This window comes from Saliphagus sp. GCM10025334 (assembly GCF_042663485.1).
GTDB lineage: Archaea > Halobacteriota > Halobacteria > Halobacteriales > Natrialbaceae > Natronosalvus.
In genome coordinates this window covers 101,835-116,903 of the sequence record NZ_JBHTAF010000007.1, presented here as the reverse complement: position 1 = coordinate 116,903, position 15,069 = coordinate 101,835, and the positions used below count along the sequence as shown (strand labels likewise).

14 protein-coding genes and 1 pseudogene are annotated in these 15,069 nt (G+C 51.0%); 10 read left to right on the top strand and 5 right to left on the bottom strand.

Annotated features, from left to right (window positions below; all coding sequences use genetic code 11):
* Positions 1-3 precede the first annotated feature (3 nt).
* Positions 4-327, top strand: coding sequence for a DUF6788 family protein (locus tag ACFQO4_RS19630; RefSeq protein ID WP_312912728.1), 324 nt, complete (start codon positions 4-6; stop codon positions 325-327).
* Between the two features lie 293 nt (positions 328-620).
* On the opposite strand, the pseudogene ACFQO4_RS19625 reads toward ACFQO4_RS19630, so the two are convergent.
* A pseudogene (locus tag ACFQO4_RS19625) lies at positions 621-1,991 on the bottom strand (Cdc6/Cdc18 family protein).
* Between the two features lie 1,533 nt (positions 1,992-3,524).
* Positions 3,525-5,582, bottom strand: a complete 2,058-nt coding sequence (locus ACFQO4_RS19620) for a hypothetical protein (protein ID WP_500262485.1) — start codon at positions 5,580-5,582, stop codon at positions 3,525-3,527.
* A 116-nt stretch (positions 5,583-5,698) separates the two neighbouring features.
* Between ACFQO4_RS19620 and ACFQO4_RS19615 the strand changes: the two genes are divergently transcribed.
* From ACFQO4_RS19615 to ACFQO4_RS19585, 7 genes are all read left to right on the top strand, one after another.
* Positions 5,699-5,950 (top strand): helix-hairpin-helix domain-containing protein, encoded by a 252-nt coding sequence (locus ACFQO4_RS19615; protein WP_312912730.1) that lies wholly within the window; start codon positions 5,699-5,701, stop codon positions 5,948-5,950.
* Between the two features lie 329 nt (positions 5,951-6,279).
* On the top strand, positions 6,280-7,329 hold the full coding sequence (locus ACFQO4_RS19610; protein WP_312912731.1) for an SPL family radical SAM protein: 1,050 nt from the start codon (positions 6,280-6,282) through the stop codon (positions 7,327-7,329).
* A gap of 72 nt (positions 7,330-7,401) precedes the next feature.
* The gene (tcmP, locus tag ACFQO4_RS19605; protein WP_312912732.1) at positions 7,402-8,271 is read left to right on the top strand and encodes a three-Cys-motif partner protein TcmP; all 870 of its coding nucleotides are present in this window, start codon (positions 7,402-7,404) and stop codon (positions 8,269-8,271) included.
* 204 nt (positions 8,272-8,475) lie between these two features.
* Positions 8,476-8,742 carry a hypothetical protein gene (locus tag ACFQO4_RS19600; protein WP_312912733.1) on the top strand — a complete coding sequence of 89 codons (267 nt, stop codon included), beginning with the start codon at positions 8,476-8,478 and terminating at the stop codon, positions 8,740-8,742.
* Between the two features lie 78 nt (positions 8,743-8,820).
* Positions 8,821-9,051: a hypothetical protein gene (locus ACFQO4_RS19595; RefSeq protein ID WP_312912734.1), complete on the top strand. Its 231-nt coding sequence runs from the start codon at positions 8,821-8,823 to the stop codon at positions 9,049-9,051.
* A gap of 249 nt (positions 9,052-9,300) precedes the next feature.
* A complete protein-coding gene (locus tag ACFQO4_RS19590; RefSeq protein WP_312912735.1) occupies positions 9,301-9,510 on the top strand; it encodes a DUF7964 domain-containing protein in 210 nt (69 codons plus the stop codon).
* Positions 9,511-9,771, top strand: a complete 261-nt coding sequence (locus ACFQO4_RS19585) for a hypothetical protein (protein WP_312912736.1) — start codon at positions 9,511-9,513, stop codon at positions 9,769-9,771.
* Positions 9,772-9,791: 20 nt separating this feature from the next.
* Here the strand turns inward: ACFQO4_RS19585 and ACFQO4_RS19580 are convergent, their stop codons facing one another.
* Positions 9,792-10,562: a hypothetical protein gene (locus ACFQO4_RS19580; protein WP_312912737.1), complete on the bottom strand. Its 771-nt coding sequence runs from the start codon at positions 10,560-10,562 to the stop codon at positions 9,792-9,794.
* Between the two features lie 217 nt (positions 10,563-10,779).
* Between ACFQO4_RS19580 and ACFQO4_RS19575 the strand changes: the two genes are divergently transcribed.
* Complete coding sequence (locus ACFQO4_RS19575) at positions 10,780-11,580, top strand: hypothetical protein (RefSeq protein ID WP_312912738.1); 801 nt, start codon at positions 10,780-10,782, stop codon at positions 11,578-11,580.
* Positions 11,577-12,203 carry a hypothetical protein gene (locus ACFQO4_RS19570; protein WP_312912739.1) on the top strand — a complete coding sequence of 209 codons (627 nt, stop codon included), beginning with the start codon at positions 11,577-11,579 and terminating at the stop codon, positions 12,201-12,203. The genes ACFQO4_RS19575 and ACFQO4_RS19570 overlap by 4 nt, the downstream gene beginning before the upstream one ends.
* Before the next feature lie 521 nt (positions 12,204-12,724).
* Here ACFQO4_RS19570 and ACFQO4_RS19565 read toward each other — a convergent pair.
* Both ACFQO4_RS19565 and ACFQO4_RS19560 read right to left on the bottom strand, forming a co-directional pair.
* Positions 12,725-13,552: a hypothetical protein gene (locus ACFQO4_RS19565; RefSeq protein ID WP_312912740.1), complete on the bottom strand. Its 828-nt coding sequence runs from the start codon at positions 13,550-13,552 to the stop codon at positions 12,725-12,727.
* 284 nt (positions 13,553-13,836) lie between these two features.
* Positions 13,837-14,955 carry a tyrosine-type recombinase/integrase gene (locus tag ACFQO4_RS19560; protein WP_312912741.1) on the bottom strand — a complete coding sequence of 373 codons (1,119 nt, stop codon included), beginning with the start codon at positions 14,953-14,955 and terminating at the stop codon, positions 13,837-13,839.
* Between the last annotated feature and the right edge of the window lie 114 nt (positions 14,956-15,069).

The following is a 15,069-nucleotide window of genomic DNA, read 5'->3' as shown; positions in this document are numbered from 1 at the left end:
CCGATGTCCTACGAACCACCGACCCCATCGACGAACCTCCCGACGGATTTGGTCAATACGCTCAACGAGTCCACTCCGGAGCGCCTCCGTGACATTGCCACGTACGCCGAAGAGCTAGCCGAACACAAGGAACGCAAGGCTCGTCTCGAGGAAGAGACAACAGAGGACGAGATCGAAAATCGACCAGACGACCTCCCAAATGACGTTCCAACGAAGGCAACGATCACGATCAAAGAGATCAACGACAATCGCTACTACTACTGGCAGTGGCGGGAGGGCGAAAAAATAAAATCGAAGTACAAGGGGCCGGTCAATCCAGATGAGTGAACTTGATTCGGGAGATCTTTCCCGTCGTTTCTCTACAACATTCTCCTCGATGGAACTGACAACAAGAAAATCAGAGGTCACACTCCCCGTTTTCGAGTTGTAAATGGGATAATGCGGTTGGATAGCACATCATATCTAAAGGGACGTCGAATCCTGAGTTCCCCACCCCCCGTTTTCGAGTAGTAACGAGAGATTACGGTGAATGACACCCCCCATTTTCGAGTTGTAACCCACCCCAGAGCTCTAACACCCCCCGTTTTCGAGTTGTAAGTGTGGGGAGAATAAGTTCAAGATTAGTTCTTGCTGTGAAACTGCTTCAGCCGCTCGCGGACAACCGTACTGATAGTCGCATCTTCGTGAGCTAGATCTTCGAACCGCGAATCCTCACGAATCGTCTCCATGATCGTTTCCGGATCTTCAGAGAGAGAGAAATACATATGCACTCCTCGGCCTCGACCCTTGCCTCGGCGCTCGTAGTCCAACACACCGTACGTACTCTGCTCTGTGACGTGGTTTACGAACGTCTCTCGACTGTACTGATCCGCACCCATCGTATCAGCGATGAATTGGTACGTTTTGAACGTAGGTCCAGCGGGTATCCACTCAGGATGTTCTCTTGCGTAATGGGCTGTAGCCGCCACAGCGTAGATGGAGAGTTTCTTTTGAGTCGAGATCCCGCTAATGTGTCGGAGTTTTCGATTTTCGGTGTATTTCTCCTGGGCTTCACGGACATCGGTCTCGGTAACCGTGCCAGCACCACGGCGTTCGGCTAATTCGCCAGCCCACCTGAGGAGATCAATCGCTTTCCGCGCATCTCCGTGCGTTTGGGAGCCGAACGCGGCAACAAGCGGAATGACGTCCTCTGCAAGAGATTCCGGCTTGAAGGCGTCTCGCCGGTTTTGGAGAATACTACGAAGCTGCATCGCATCGTAATCGTCGAAGAAAATATCATCTGGATTGTATGAGCTCTGTGCGCGGCTGTTGAGATCCTTCATGAAATCGGCATAGTTCGTGATAGTTGTAAGTGAGATCGGACCATCAAAGTCGGCGAGTTTTCGAGCCCGTGAAAGCTGGTAGATAAGAGAATTGTACTCTGCCTCCTGATACGGTCCTTCAAGCATATCGATCTCATCGAGGATGAAGATGACACCGTCGTAGTACTCGCGCATCAGTTCATACAGTCGCTCGAGCTTCTGATCCGTTGAGACGCCGGTTTGGGGGACACCAGGATCAACGCCGAGATCGTCGGCAGCAGCTCTAACTAGCCGATAAACAGCCCGATCCGCAGTCTTCGGCCCCTCACAGTTGATTGAGAGAACCCCGAAGGTCTTGCCTTGTGATTCACACAGCTCAACAATCTATTTGCAGACCGCATGAATAATGAGTGACTTCCCAGTCCCAGATGGGCCGCTCAGGAGCATATCTGGAATGCCTTCGTTCTGGAGCACCGGTTTTAGATTGTCGACGACGCGACCTAGCTGGTCATCACGACCGACGATACGATCCTCGTCGATGATGGTATCTGACCGGACGAGGTCTTTATTCGCGAAGACTCCACCGGATGACTCGGTTTGTAGTCGATCTCGAATTGAGATGCCGCCACTGTCGCCGTTCGTAGCCTCTTGAGACGAATCAGTGGGATCCGAGTTCTTCTCGAACGTCATTTGTGACGTATCGGGGGAATCTGCATCCTGGCCCGTCGATTCAAGATTTTCTGGATCAACAGAGGAGGATTCATGACCCTTTTCATCTTCCGGATGATCCGATTCTGTTCTACGTCCCTCTCGTCCCATTATGAATCCCCTCGAACTCTGGGTATAAAAATATGGACCTTTGTGGAGTTGTAACTGGGCGAAATCAGACGATCTAACTACTACAGTTGTGCATTCTCGAAGTGAACCAGATACCGTCTTCGGAATCTATTACCCTCCGTTGTCGAGTTGTAACGGATCCTCGAGGATCTTCGTCATCGGAATCCTATCGTGACTACCTCCCCCGTTTCCGAGTTGTAACGATTTGAGAAGAGGTAACATATCTGGCACAGTTCTCCCACCCTCCCCATTTTCGAGTTGTAAGTGCAAGTGAATCGAATCGAGTATGAAGACAAAATCTACATGATTTGGATTTTGTGAAGGATGTTTTGGATGATAGGATTCGTCTCACACCCCCCGTTTTCGAGTTGTAAGAACTAGGATTGTTGTGAAGGGACAACGCTTGCGGCACCAGTTCACGAGTGACAGTAATATTGATCTGCAAACACTATAATCATGGAATCAGTTTGTTGATCTCGAATGTTCGACCCCCTCCCCCCTTTTTCGAGTTGTAAGTCGCTTGGGCACAGACCACTCAAGACGGAAAGGAATGAAAGTCGAAAATGAAAACGGGCGGAGAAGCTCTAAAACATCAAGATACACAGGAAAAGACCCCAAATGAGATTGAAGAGTCCGTGTTCTCTCTACGAGCTTAATCATTTAGCTTGGATAGATGATCCGTTTTCCTATGATCTAGTAGGGTTATGGTTAGTAGATATACTACATAAACTTTCGTATTGGTAAATGTATATTGTAGAATCTAGTTTTCAGACCTTCTATTTCGTGTATCCAGTACAATTGGCTGTCTGATCACCTTTTTTGCTGTTCATCCCTTCCCCACCGTCACGAATTTACAACTCGAAAAAGGGGGGAGGGGGTTCGTCAGGTCCAGTCCGTGATACCGACTACCCGTGTTCCATTGAGCTTTCGTCGAATGTCCTTGCGATCCCAACCAAAAGGAGAAAGTATGCTTTCGACAACTTGGACGAGCTGCGTTTCGTAGTACGAGGAGTCGTAGATCTCGCCCCTTCGTGAGTGAGGGCCCCTCACACTTCTTGTGTTCGGCCAGCTCATTGGCGTAGCGGGCAATGTCTCGGAGTTGGTCCAGTGTAGACTCGTTGAGGCTGTTGACTATCTCCGTCGAGAGGTGTGCCGGTGGGGCGGTGGTTCATAGGACATCGGCAACTCTCGTGTTAACCAACACGGAACAACAATCCATAATTTTGTTGGTTAAGACAATCCGGATCCGTCTGCCTCCGCCAGCTATGGGGGACCAGTACACGACCTGATAGTCCCCGACCGCTCCCGACGGAAGAACAGCTCGAGCGGCTTAACCAGATTTTGGAGACATACGAACCCGAGGACTGGCTAACTCCTCTTCTCTTGTTATAGTCGCTGATACAGCTGCTTCAGAAGCTCATAGAGCAATAGAACCCACGCAGAGAGCAACCCAACGACGAAGATGAGCATTCCAAAAGCCAGATACCCACCACCGGACAGTACCCCACCTGAGGCGATCGCGACGACGGAGATCACTAGGGCAATCAAGCCAGGCTTGTTCGAGGTCTTGACCTCTGACTCGGAAAAATACTCTTTGTACGTCCGCATCAGCTCAACGACCGCCACACCGAGGAAGAGCAACACACCGGAGTAAAACATGAACAGCCCGATCGGCGTCGACATACCCGCAACCGACGATGCAACAGATTCCAGGAAGCTCGTCTCCTCGTCAGTATCTGTGTTGTCGACGGGGTCTGTGGTCGGTGGCTCGGTAATCGAAACCTGCCCCGCAGACACGTTTCCGACTTCAATTTGATACTCTCCAGGGAATGCAAATTGAGTTTCGAGCGTGATTTGTTTGGTGCCACTCGGCACGGTCACGGTTTCGAGTTCGGTTAGATTTCCGTTAGCATATACCCGGAGCCGTTTCTCGACCGTCTCATTACTAGGATTTTCGAGCGTCGCTGCAATCTCGACGTGGACGTCAGTTTGCTCGGAATTGGTTTCGACGGAAGCTGATACGACTGTTGCCTCGGGAACTTCTGTATTCTGGTTAGGTGTTGCGTCGGAATGTTCGTCCGTGTTCTCCTCGGTGCTATTGATCGTTCCATCCTCTACTGGCGGACTATCAACCACAATCGAACCGGACCCGGACCCATCGACACTTTCGGCCTCGCCCTCTATCGCCTGACGTAGCTGGTCTTCGATATTCGATTGGAGTTTGTCAGCCATCTGGTTGGCTTCGCTTTTGACTGCTCCAGATAGAGCTACGTCCCCTGTTCGCTCCATATCGTAGGCGACGAGTGCGTATTTCCCTGGCACATCTGCCTCGAGCTCACTCGCGCTCACTACTTCACCAGTGATCTCGTACCGTCCCTCTTCGGGCTCGACGACCGTGTTCTGAATCGTACTCGAGAACCCAGCGTAAGGAACAACGGTGGTTCCATCGACGAGACCGCCAGAGTGGATTACAGTGTCCGTCGAGACGGGAACACACACTGGAGTCGTCGGAATCCACACGGTTTGGTCACCACACGAGACGACGGAGGTGAGAAAGTTCTGGCTCGAGGTAGTCGTCCCCACGACATCGGTTTCGAGGATGACGGTCTTGCCCTCAAGTTCCGAACCACGCTCTTCAATCTCAGAGGCGCCGGAGATCCGCTGGGCATCGTAGTTGACATCCACGACCCAGAACTCGAGACCAGAGAATTCCATGTCCCCATCCATCCCAAAGTAAGTGGGCATCGCGACGGCTGTAATCGTCCCTTCACCGTGGCCCCAGAACTGGCGTTCGAGGGAGAATCCATGATACGCGTCTTCAGGAAGGCGCGACTGTTCTTCGTTATGCGAACCAAGTTCATTTGGAGAGACGTTGAGTGTCGCCCATCTCCCCTGGGCTCCAGGCGGTAACTCGAGCGGATCAGGGAAGCCCGACCCGGGTTCATTGAAGGCGATGATATTGCTTTCCCCAGCCACTCCCGATGCTGGTCTGGCCACGAATGCTGCCGTACTGGTACTGGCTTCCAGTTCGATCACTTCGTAGCTGTACTGTTCTGGATTCGACCGAAGCTCCTCAAACGAGATTCGGTCTCCGCTCTGGTCAACCTCGAAATCACTCGCGATGAGGATATCGAAACTGGGATCTGGATGTGGAATCACGTTCCCTTCAGCGATCACTTCGCCAGCAGGAATGGGTTCATCGCTAAAGACGACGTACGTCTCGTCAGCATCAACGGCGATTATCGAAACCTCGCTGGGCACGTCGACCACATACTCCGAAGCGGTGTCTTCGAATTCTTCTACTTCTCCTGCGAAACCAGGGTGACCACCGATAGGCCCAATTGAAACTCCCGTCACTTCCTGGGAGAGGCTCTGGCCGCTGGCAGTCGCTGAACCACCGACGATCAAGAGTACACACCCGAAAATGAGAAGCACCTTTCTCACGCACGATCCACTCCCATCAAACCCCTCCACATCAATGTGGTGTATTGAAAACTCATTTTATCTAACAGTCTAGCGAGTGGCAAAATGTAATAAATCCATAGGCTATGGGCCATGGGATGTTCGAGCTGCAAAATGAGATTGACACCGACGAACTCGAACGGCGCCTGGAGTTCGACCTCGACGATAGAAACGACCAGATCCGCGCGTTCGTCGAGGACGTCAACGGCGTCGGCCCGAAGACGTCGAAGGCGATCGCCCGCGAGTTCGCGAGTTTCGAGGAGTTGCGCGGCGCCGATCGAGAGCGACTCGAGTCCGTGCACGGGGTTGGAGAGGGGACGGTCGAGGCAGTGCTCAAACGGATACACTAACTTCAGATCATGATACGAAATCACACAAGCAGATGGTTCCTTAGCACCGATAGCAAACACCTCGTGATTCCTTCTCTCGTCGAGTGTGCTGGGGGAGAACTGCGGACGAACGTATTCGATGGTGGCCGAGGCGTTGTGTCCGGGGCAGTGAGATAGCCACACTGATGTATTTAAAATCAGTGTCGGTAAAACAGAATTGTTCACTATTACTTATTGGGCTGTAGTCAGATAGGTACAGTATGAGCCAGCGACCGTCTCAGTCGGGATCAAACAGTGAATCAGAGCCGGTCGGCCGAAGAATTATTGCTAGCCAGCATAGTAAGTCTAATATGTCGATAGGTTCCGGGGGAGTGACAACAGGGAAGGACCCTACGCAAGCGATACTGAGCGAATCCGGGTTAGACAGCAAACACCTGTGTGACTACGTTATCAACGTCGCGACCGGGTGCCGCCACGGGTGTAAGTTCTGCTACGTTCCGAGCACTCCGGCTGTCCGGACCAGACCGGATATGCTCAAAGACCACGCCGACGTGGACAACCCACAACTCGAATGGGGGAGTTACGTACTGTACCGAGACGAAATCCCAGACCACCTAGACGGAATACTCAAGCGGAAGCAAAAGTGGAATGAAACCGATCAGGGATGTGGTGTCGTCGGTATTTCTTTCGCGACTGATTGCTATATGGACGGTCGTGCGGGTAAGATCACCCGAGAGGTCGTCCGGCTCCTCGCAAAGCACGGGCAGTACGCACGAGTTCTCACCCGGAATCCGATCCTTGCACTACAAGATCTCGAGACGTTCAAACAGGCTGGCGACTATGTGACAATCGGTTCGTCAATCCCGACGATGGACGCTGCGGAAGTTGCGTCGATCGAGCCGCGGGCGCCATCACCGGAACATCGGCTCCGGGGGCTGCGAGAGTTCTCAGAGGCTGGCGTACAAACCTTCGTAAGTATGAGCCCGACGTATCCGACCCAATCCCGTTCCGATCTCCGAGCTCATCTAGAGCAGATTGCTGAATGCGACCCCGCTGTGATTTTCCACGAACCAATCAACCCGCGAGGCGGGAACTTCGAGATGACCGTCGAAGCCGCCCGTGACGCCGGTGAAACGGAACTCGCCCGACAACTCGACTCGTTGCGTGATCGAGAAACGTGGCTTTCGTATTCCCTCGAGCAGTTCAAAGCGGTTCAAGAAATCGGCGAAGAACTTGATTTACCAGTACACCTGTGGCCAGACAAACACCAGATAAACCACGCTAATAGCGACGTTTCCGAGTGGTTACAGCAGTGGAAAGACAGGCAGTCACCCGAAGAGTTTGCAGATCGGGAAATCCCAAACGAACCAATGCCGGAGATCCCCTCGCGGTTATCATAGACCCTTCTCCTGAAGACCTGTACTAGCAGTAACACTTATGCGGAATTAGTCATCATCTTTTGGTCAATAACTATGACTGACCACTTCGACGGGGGGGACTTGAAAACATCGGCGAAGCTTGTAATTCTCGAGGAATACCTCGACGTGTACACCACGATAATGGATTCGAACTGGCGACAGGATAAATGGTACGTCGATACACACTCAGGGACGGGTCGGACAGTGATCGATGATAACGGGGTTACAATCGATGGTTCTGCCATCATTGCACTCGAGAATCACCAAGACTCGTTTGACAGATTCTACTTTTACGAACTCTCCGAGGCACATTTCCACAAGCTTCATGAAACTATATCAGACCGGTTGGGCCTTGAGTTCGACGTGAGTCCAGCAGGTGTAGAAGGTGAAGATTTCCTCGTTGCACGGTGTGATGACCCATATATTAGAGTAATGCAAATGGATTCCAATCGGGGAGTTAGTTTCCTTGCCGATGTAAATACATCTAGTCACTGGTTCACTTTCGTCGATCCAAAAGGCCTCACGGCGAAGAAATCGACGTTGGACACCCTCATTGGTAGGTCAAATATGGATATTCTGATTAACTACCAAACGACCGGCGTTCTGCGGAGCGCTGCAGAAGGAGCTGAACACGCACACGGTGCTGTAGAGCGAACGATGGGTGATAGCGATTGGCCGAACGCTGCCAGCGCTGATGAGTATGTCAATTTGTATAAAGAAAAGCTCGAAGAAAATCCCGAGATTCGCCCGGTGAAAACGAAAGCGCTAGTCTCGCCTCATGACGCCCGGCACCGGTTTGATCTTGCCTTTACGTGCGAAAATAAGACTGCAAGGGGAATCATGGAAGATATCATGAATCAAGAGAGGCTCTGGGAGAAAGCGAACGAAAGAATCGGTCAATCAGGACTCGGGAGTTTCGGTTGATTCACCAGGGTCCTCACTTTTCACGAAAGTTTCTGGAGACAATCGATGTCGACCACGGCCACCTCTGGTTCGAGCCACTCGAGCCCTGCGAGGAAGCGGTGCCGTGTAAGCCCGTAACTCGCGGGTTTCGGTACGTGGATTCGTAGTTTGTACCAATCTACCGATAACACTTAAACCGTTTACAGGTCGATTACCAGCACGGGCATGAGTGAGCCAGACACAGATCGGATCGAACTCCCAGATGCCGAGCTCCGGTTCGATGCGAAAGGGTATGAAGAGAACGTGTTGTTGTTGATTCTTCTCGTTCGGGGGCTCACCGCTATTGCACTCATTTTGACGCTTTTGATCTGGACGCTCATTACCGCGAACTCCGTGTTTGGGTCCCGGCCAGTCACCTACCTTTTCGGATGGCTTCCGGCTATTTTCGTGATGGCCGCCACTGTGTATCTCCTCGGGAAGTTGTACGAGTAAGGTCCTGACTTGGGGGTTCCGGTCCGTCGATCAGTAAGAGCCCCAACACCTATTGCAGCCCCGCTCACAATCTCACCTATGGTTGCTGGTCAGGATGCCCCTCCCGATCTTCAGCTTCGGGTCGCTGGAGGCCGGTTTGAAAGGCACCTCGTCACCACGATCGTCGCCCTTCAGGTGGCACTTGCTGCTATTGGTGTCACGGTGTCTGGGTTCGTTCTTCTCGCGACAGATGGTCTCCACCCGATTCCCGTGGGGGTGGCATTGCTTTCGTTTGGTCTTGCGTATATCCTCTCCTATCTGTACGAGTAGTCAGTCCTCGAAAACAGGTCCCAGTACGTCGATCGGTAGCGGAAACGGCCACTGGGTCTGAGGGGTGGCCGGGTTATGATGGTGCGACTCGTCCGCTACAATGCCTAACGGTCTGTATCCCTGGGGGTAACAGACCATTTTGGACTCCGCCAGTGAGAGCGAAGACTATTTTCCCGTCGTATTCAGGGGAGCTCGAGACAACCGTCAGGGCCAGCGAACACTCAAGTAGATTGACTCGAGTACCCACGTATGGCGCTGAAAGATGTCCTTCCGGACCGGCCACTCACGTTCGACGAGTTTCAGGACCTCCAGTCCCAGAACGCGTTCGATAGCGTGATGACCCTCGATACGCCCAGCGTGCATAACGAGTACCTCATTTTGGAGAAAGACGACACCGAGTACGTCCTTCACCACACCGACGAGAAGGGCTGGCACCGGTGCGAGGGATCGGAGGAATAGATGATGTCCAGAATTTCCTTCCTCCTCCAGATGTGGAATGCGTTGTCCCGATATCAGAGGGGATTCACCTTCGTTTTCGTGTTCTGTTCAGCTTGGGCGGTTTATCTTGCTCTAACGCATCCTGATGTGACGTGGGTCAATGTTGTCGCAGCTACGATTGGGTTTAGCTTTATCTGGGTGGTCTGGTTTGTTATTGCGCGGGGCGAGCTTGCCATTGAACGTCTGTCTGATCCAGAATATTTCCTAGATGAGAAAGAATGAGTTCGCAGCGAATCGGTCGATCATTCGTCTCTCCGTTTTCGGCACCCGATACACTGCTCGCCGGCAGGTTCGAGCGTCTCCGAGTCGTGAACCGTCCGGAAGAGATGGGGGTGAACCCGCTGGAAGACCTCGCGAATCCGGTCGTCCATGATCGGCTTTATCTCCTCATTCCGGAGACCCGTATCCCAGAAGCAATCCTCGAGGTCGTCCTCGTGGTACTGCCAGCGGTCAGTGTGGGTCGGGTCCATCAACACGTACTCGAAGTGACCGTCGTCGGCGTCTTCGAGGCGCTGGGTGACCTCGACGAGTTTCGACGTCCCCTCGGCGTTGTGACGCCGCCAGAGGATTGCTCCCGGAAGCGGGGCCGCGCCGGGTTCGGTCGGCGAGAGTTGCGTCGGGAGGCGATGAGCGAACGAGCTGTTCCGTTCGCGAGCGCCACGGGCTAGCGCCTCGATCGCGCTGGTCATCCGGTCGGTCCACTCACCGTCGGTGCACATCCGACAGCGCTCGTCGTAGCGAACCGGTACCGGGTGACCGCACTCGGTACAGTCGTCCCACTCGCTAGCGTCGCCAGCGCCGAAGGAAAACATGTGCGGGATAGAGACGTTGCGCTCGACACACCCCAACTCGAGGGCGGCGACCAGCTCGTCGCGGTCGGGACCGGGACCGAGGTCGAGCACGCGATTGGGCGGAATGAACAGGTCCTCGAGCGGGACGTCGAGCATCCCCTCCCGAGCCGTCTTGACGCGTCGATCGGCGTACTCGAGTGCTGTCTGAAACGGACTTCTCATTTATATATGGCGCACAGTTGGCGATGGTATGTCTACGTGAAGCTGTTATTATGAGTTCCGTTAAACGTCATGATTTATGTCATCTACATTATCTATTGTACAGTGAGTTAAACAAATCCAATTTCATATGTCGATTCATCACACCAACTTTCAAAAAATGTAAAACTCAGAAAGATTTATAATTGGTTGTCTATAATGTCATTTTGGTGTTTGAAGTATGGAAAAATCAAGAAGAGAAATAATGAAGCAGGCAAGTATGATTACAGCATTAAGTACAACTGGGTTATCAGCCACAAGTACTGCAGCAGCCGAGGATCTCTTATTGGGCACGTGTAAATTCACAGAATTAAGCGTAGAGTATAGAGGAGTGAGCAATCAAACAACTACTGTAGGTTGTGGTGGCTTAGAATATTTAACATCTGATGGGGTAGTAACACTTCTAAGAACATCTGAAAGAAATAAGAGTCCAAAAAACATAGCCATTGGATATAAAGGCAAAATTCGCTCTCCTTCATATTTTAAAAATAGAACTAAAACACACGTGTTGCCTGTTGATGGAACTTTCCAAGGGCATGGTATTAGCTATGTTAGATTATCTAACCCCTATTCCCAGTATTGTCCAAAGATTACTGCAGCAAATAAAGGGGTTGATTTGAATTTTGGTGATAAAAACATCCATCTAGATAATGGTGACATGGAAGAAATATCGTTGGAGAAAGAGAAAGTCCACATAATTCCCAAGCCAAATGAAACAGAGGAAGTTGAAATCAAATCAAGGATGAATGATAAAACCATAACAAAAGAACGGTTTATAAAACCTGACCCGGTCGAAATGGAAATAAAGCCAACACTAATTGCTCGGCACCATGGTGTAGTAGAGTTCTTTGGAGCGGAAGACAAAATTGTGGTTCCTAGAAAATCAGATCATCTTTTATCAAAGCACTATAGAAATATGAAAGAAAGTGCAAAAAGCAAGGGTAATCTTGTTGTAGCTTCTAAAAAAGGTGAAAACGTATGACTGTAATCCAGGATTTTGTTATGACAGAACGATTTTACCAGTATTATTCAGGTAATCCAGAGAGTACCTTAGATCGAGCAGCAGATCATTGTTCTACTCAGTGGGAAAATTTCTTAAGTGATTCTGAGGACGCGTACTTCTATACACAGACGAATGATAGATTGGATCTTGAGTTCAATCGTTATAGTGAACAACCCCTCTCGGATCGGTTAGACGAGGCAGTTGAATGGTTCAATGATGATGGTCCTTATTGGTGGGATTCTACTGATGCAGTTATTATATTAGACCATGCGGATCAAGAAGGACATCAAGGATGGGTATCAACAATAGGGAGTGCAATTTATTGCGATGATAGAGTAGGAATTGTTGATTATGCTTACGAAGGAGATCTTTCTTGGTCGCCAATAGACAACATATCTTTCCACGAACTGATTCATCTATATAATGGAGAACACCGGGATGCAGCGATATTTGCGAATGATAAAGCCACAGTGATGTCGAGTTGGAATGATATTGGTGCAGTTGAATACGGTTGCTATAATGACGGAACAAATGGTAAAGATGAAAGAGTTGATCGACCAGCATATTGTACAGAGTATAAAGTTGATGGCCACATAAATTAGTTTTTGATAATATTAAAATATTATCCATCATGTGATAAAACAGGATGGCAGCCATGATTCAAGGGTTGACGAGGTAACAAGCCTTGGAGTTTTGCAGAGCGAAAAATACGCCGTTTAACATTGGCCCGATCACCCACCCAAGAGTTGTGGAGGTTATTAATCTGCGTATTCAACGTCTCATACCCACTTTCCGATCAGTTTCGACCGATGTAACCGAATTAACCACTCAATCTCCTAACAAGGTTGCAGTCAGATAGCTATAGTTATCAGCGAGTAACACAGACTCGCAGAGATTGTGTTAGACTACAAATTTATTCTGATCACGCTCCACAGCCTGTTCGCTCATCAAACGGACCTAACTAGCCACTGTCATCGAAATCCATAGCCCGGTACAGCACAATCTAGCTTCACAAAATCTAACCGTCCTAGCTCCTACAACCACTAAAACAGGCGCTTTCTCACGGAACAACTGAATTCACCTAGTTTGACCCTCATTCTTTTCTAAACACGACCTTCGAAACCTATTTTACATATATATCCCAAACATAGGTTTGAAATTTTCGTTTAGTATCCTCTGATGTTTGACTTTCGCGGAAATCTGTGTCCATCCAGATCGTTGTCTCAGCATCAAGATTATTTGGTACTGTATATCTTTCTTTGATTGATTCTTCAGGCTTCAATTCAAGGATCCCAGGAAGATCATCATGTTTTCGATAATGGTCGGGATAGACAAAATCTCCCTTTACGTTTATCGCTTCATTATCTGTATAATAATCGTTTTTGAGAATATGCGGTTCACCGTCCCATGCAACCAGTATCCCGTGGTACGGTCTTCCGTAGTGATTAACCTCGTATGGTTTCTCGCTCCTGTTCACAACTTCAACCGTAAGTCTATCATCTTCAAGCGCTAATTCGAGCTCAAATGGGTCTACTAATTCAACCCCGTTAGGTTCCGGTTCACCAACCGGCATTCTTACTCGAAAATACTCACCATGCCATTCAACTACCGAGGAAGAGAGGTCTGTATCAGATAGTGCAAAATCTGAGTCGCCTAAGCCAAACGGAAGATCTGATTCACCAGAGCCAGAATAAGAGAGACGGGTGATGGCGATTGCAAGTTCACGCTGGGCGGAAGATTCAAATTCAGTTAATGGGATCGCTTCATCGTGAGAATTATCTGTGTAATCTGCTCTAATGAGTTCAGTTGGGGTACCATTTGGTGGTCGATGAGTAGAAGCGGAGGGAAGCGCTTCGGGGTCGTCTGCGTTCCATACAGAGTTAGAAAGGCATCCTGCTATAGAGGTCGTTCCAATCAATGCGGTCGCTTGGAGGACTGAACGACGATTCATATTAATTCTATGCCAAATATGCATATAAAGATTTGGGTTAAATATTTGTATTCTATTGATTAAATATTGAAAATAGCAATATTGGTGAGTCAGAAGACAGTTCGAACAAGGTATACAAGGGCTTTTTGTCCCGGTTTGCATAGAATTTTCGACAAAGTTTGAAGAATGGCACTGATGAATTGCCAGTAAGTAGTTAATTTCACTGTTTCACGCTCTGCTTGATCGTGTGAACGAGACACTGTCATGTTGAATTTAGGGGCGCTTAGGGATACTGTTAGAGAGTTCTATTCACCGTTGAACACCTCACTGACGTCTTCGCCCAGCTCGCTCGCTTCGATGTGGGAGTACATCTGCGAAGTCGTCTTCGGATCGGCGTGCCGGAGCATCCGTTGAGCGGTCGCGGCGCCGCGCTCGCGAAAGAGTGTTTCACCGACACCCCGGCGAGCCCCGTGCAACGTCAGATACTCACCATCCTCGAGATCGGGGATGTTTGCTTCTTCGGAGAAGCGTTTCAATAGCGTGCGTACACCTGACGTCGAGAGCGACGGCGGTTCGATGCCGTGCTCGAGGACGTACGCCCACGGGTTTCCGTCGGGCCGATCGTGGTCGGCGTCCTCGATCGCCCCGTACAGCGACGGCGGATGCCTCGAGGGGAACACCGGCCAGCCGTCGGCCGGCGGGTCGACGATTTGGTACAGCCGCTCGAGAGGTGCGACCGCTTTCGAGGTGAGCGGCGTCTCCTCGCGTTGCTGGTTCTTCCCCAGGACCGTGATCGTCCCGGCCTCGAGGTCGACGCTCTGCCAGCGCAGACCGTTCCGACGGGCGTCGTTCGAATCGGCAAGGACCTCGGCGCCGCGTACGCCCGAGTACGCGAGAACCGTGATGAGCGCCCGGTCACGAACTTCTTCGATAGCGTCCGATCCTTTCTCGTCGATCGCGTCCCGAGCTCGTTCGTCGACGTAGTCCACGATCGCCCGGCGCTGCTCGACGCTCCAGAACTGTTGGTCGCCGCTGTTCGAGGATGGGCGGGGCGGCATGTCGTCTTTCGCGACCTGTTTCTCAGCCGGGTTCTCCGCGAGGTAGTCGTATTTGACCGCCCAGGAGAGGAACGCCGACACTTGGTTGTAGTAGGTCCACGCCGTCGACGCCGCGATGCCGCCGTCGACGTGGTCGGACTGGCCCGCTTCGACGCGCCGATCGAGGTGGGCGGCGTAGTTCCCCATCGTGCGTTTACTCACGCCCTCGAGTGTGGTGACGCCACGATCGTCACACCAGTCGATCCACTTCTCGAGCACGCGGTCGAGATTCTTCGCGTAGTTCCCCGACTGGCGCTCAAGGAACTCTGCCTTTGCGTCCTCGAGCCGTTTTCCCTGGGGTGTAGGCCCTGAATTGCTGGTTTCCATCGACTTAGCTTACCAGACAGCGGCAACCCTAGTAAATCCACCGCAGACTATTGGTCTAATGTGCTGTGTACTGTTGGGGTTAATCGAAATATGGTTTCAGGCTGTGAGAGTCCA

What these genes read in the sequence shown, in the direction of transcription:
- ACFQO4_RS19630 (WP_312912728.1), top strand. Translation starts at nt 4, where the DNA reads ATGTCCTACGAACCACCGACCCCATCGACGAACCTCCCGACGGATTTG.
- ACFQO4_RS19615 (WP_312912730.1), top strand. Translation starts at nt 5,699, where the DNA reads ATGTTCGAGCTGCAAAATGAGATTGACACCGACGAACTCGAACGGCGC.
- ACFQO4_RS19610 (WP_312912731.1), top strand. Translation starts at nt 6,280, where the DNA reads ATGTCGATAGGTTCCGGGGGAGTGACAACAGGGAAGGACCCTACGCAA.
- tcmP (WP_312912732.1), top strand. Translation starts at nt 7,402, where the DNA reads ATGACTGACCACTTCGACGGGGGGGACTTGAAAACATCGGCGAAGCTT.
- ACFQO4_RS19600 (WP_312912733.1), top strand. Translation starts at nt 8,476, where the DNA reads ATGAGTGAGCCAGACACAGATCGGATCGAACTCCCAGATGCCGAGCTC.
- ACFQO4_RS19595 (WP_312912734.1), top strand. Translation starts at nt 8,821, where the DNA reads ATGGTTGCTGGTCAGGATGCCCCTCCCGATCTTCAGCTTCGGGTCGCT.
- ACFQO4_RS19590 (WP_312912735.1), top strand. Translation starts at nt 9,301, where the DNA reads ATGGCGCTGAAAGATGTCCTTCCGGACCGGCCACTCACGTTCGACGAG.
- ACFQO4_RS19585 (WP_312912736.1), top strand. Translation starts at nt 9,511, where the DNA reads ATGATGTCCAGAATTTCCTTCCTCCTCCAGATGTGGAATGCGTTGTCC.
- ACFQO4_RS19580 (WP_312912737.1), bottom strand. Translation starts at nt 10,562, where the DNA reads ATGAGAAGTCCGTTTCAGACAGCACTCGAGTACGCCGATCGACGCGTC.
- ACFQO4_RS19575 (WP_312912738.1), top strand. Translation starts at nt 10,780, where the DNA reads ATGGAAAAATCAAGAAGAGAAATAATGAAGCAGGCAAGTATGATTACA.
- ACFQO4_RS19570 (WP_312912739.1), top strand. Translation starts at nt 11,577, where the DNA reads ATGACTGTAATCCAGGATTTTGTTATGACAGAACGATTTTACCAGTAT.
- ACFQO4_RS19565 (WP_312912740.1), bottom strand. Translation starts at nt 13,552, where the DNA reads ATGAATCGTCGTTCAGTCCTCCAAGCGACCGCATTGATTGGAACGACC.
- ACFQO4_RS19560 (WP_312912741.1), bottom strand. Translation starts at nt 14,955, where the DNA reads ATGGAAACCAGCAATTCAGGGCCTACACCCCAGGGAAAACGGCTCGAG.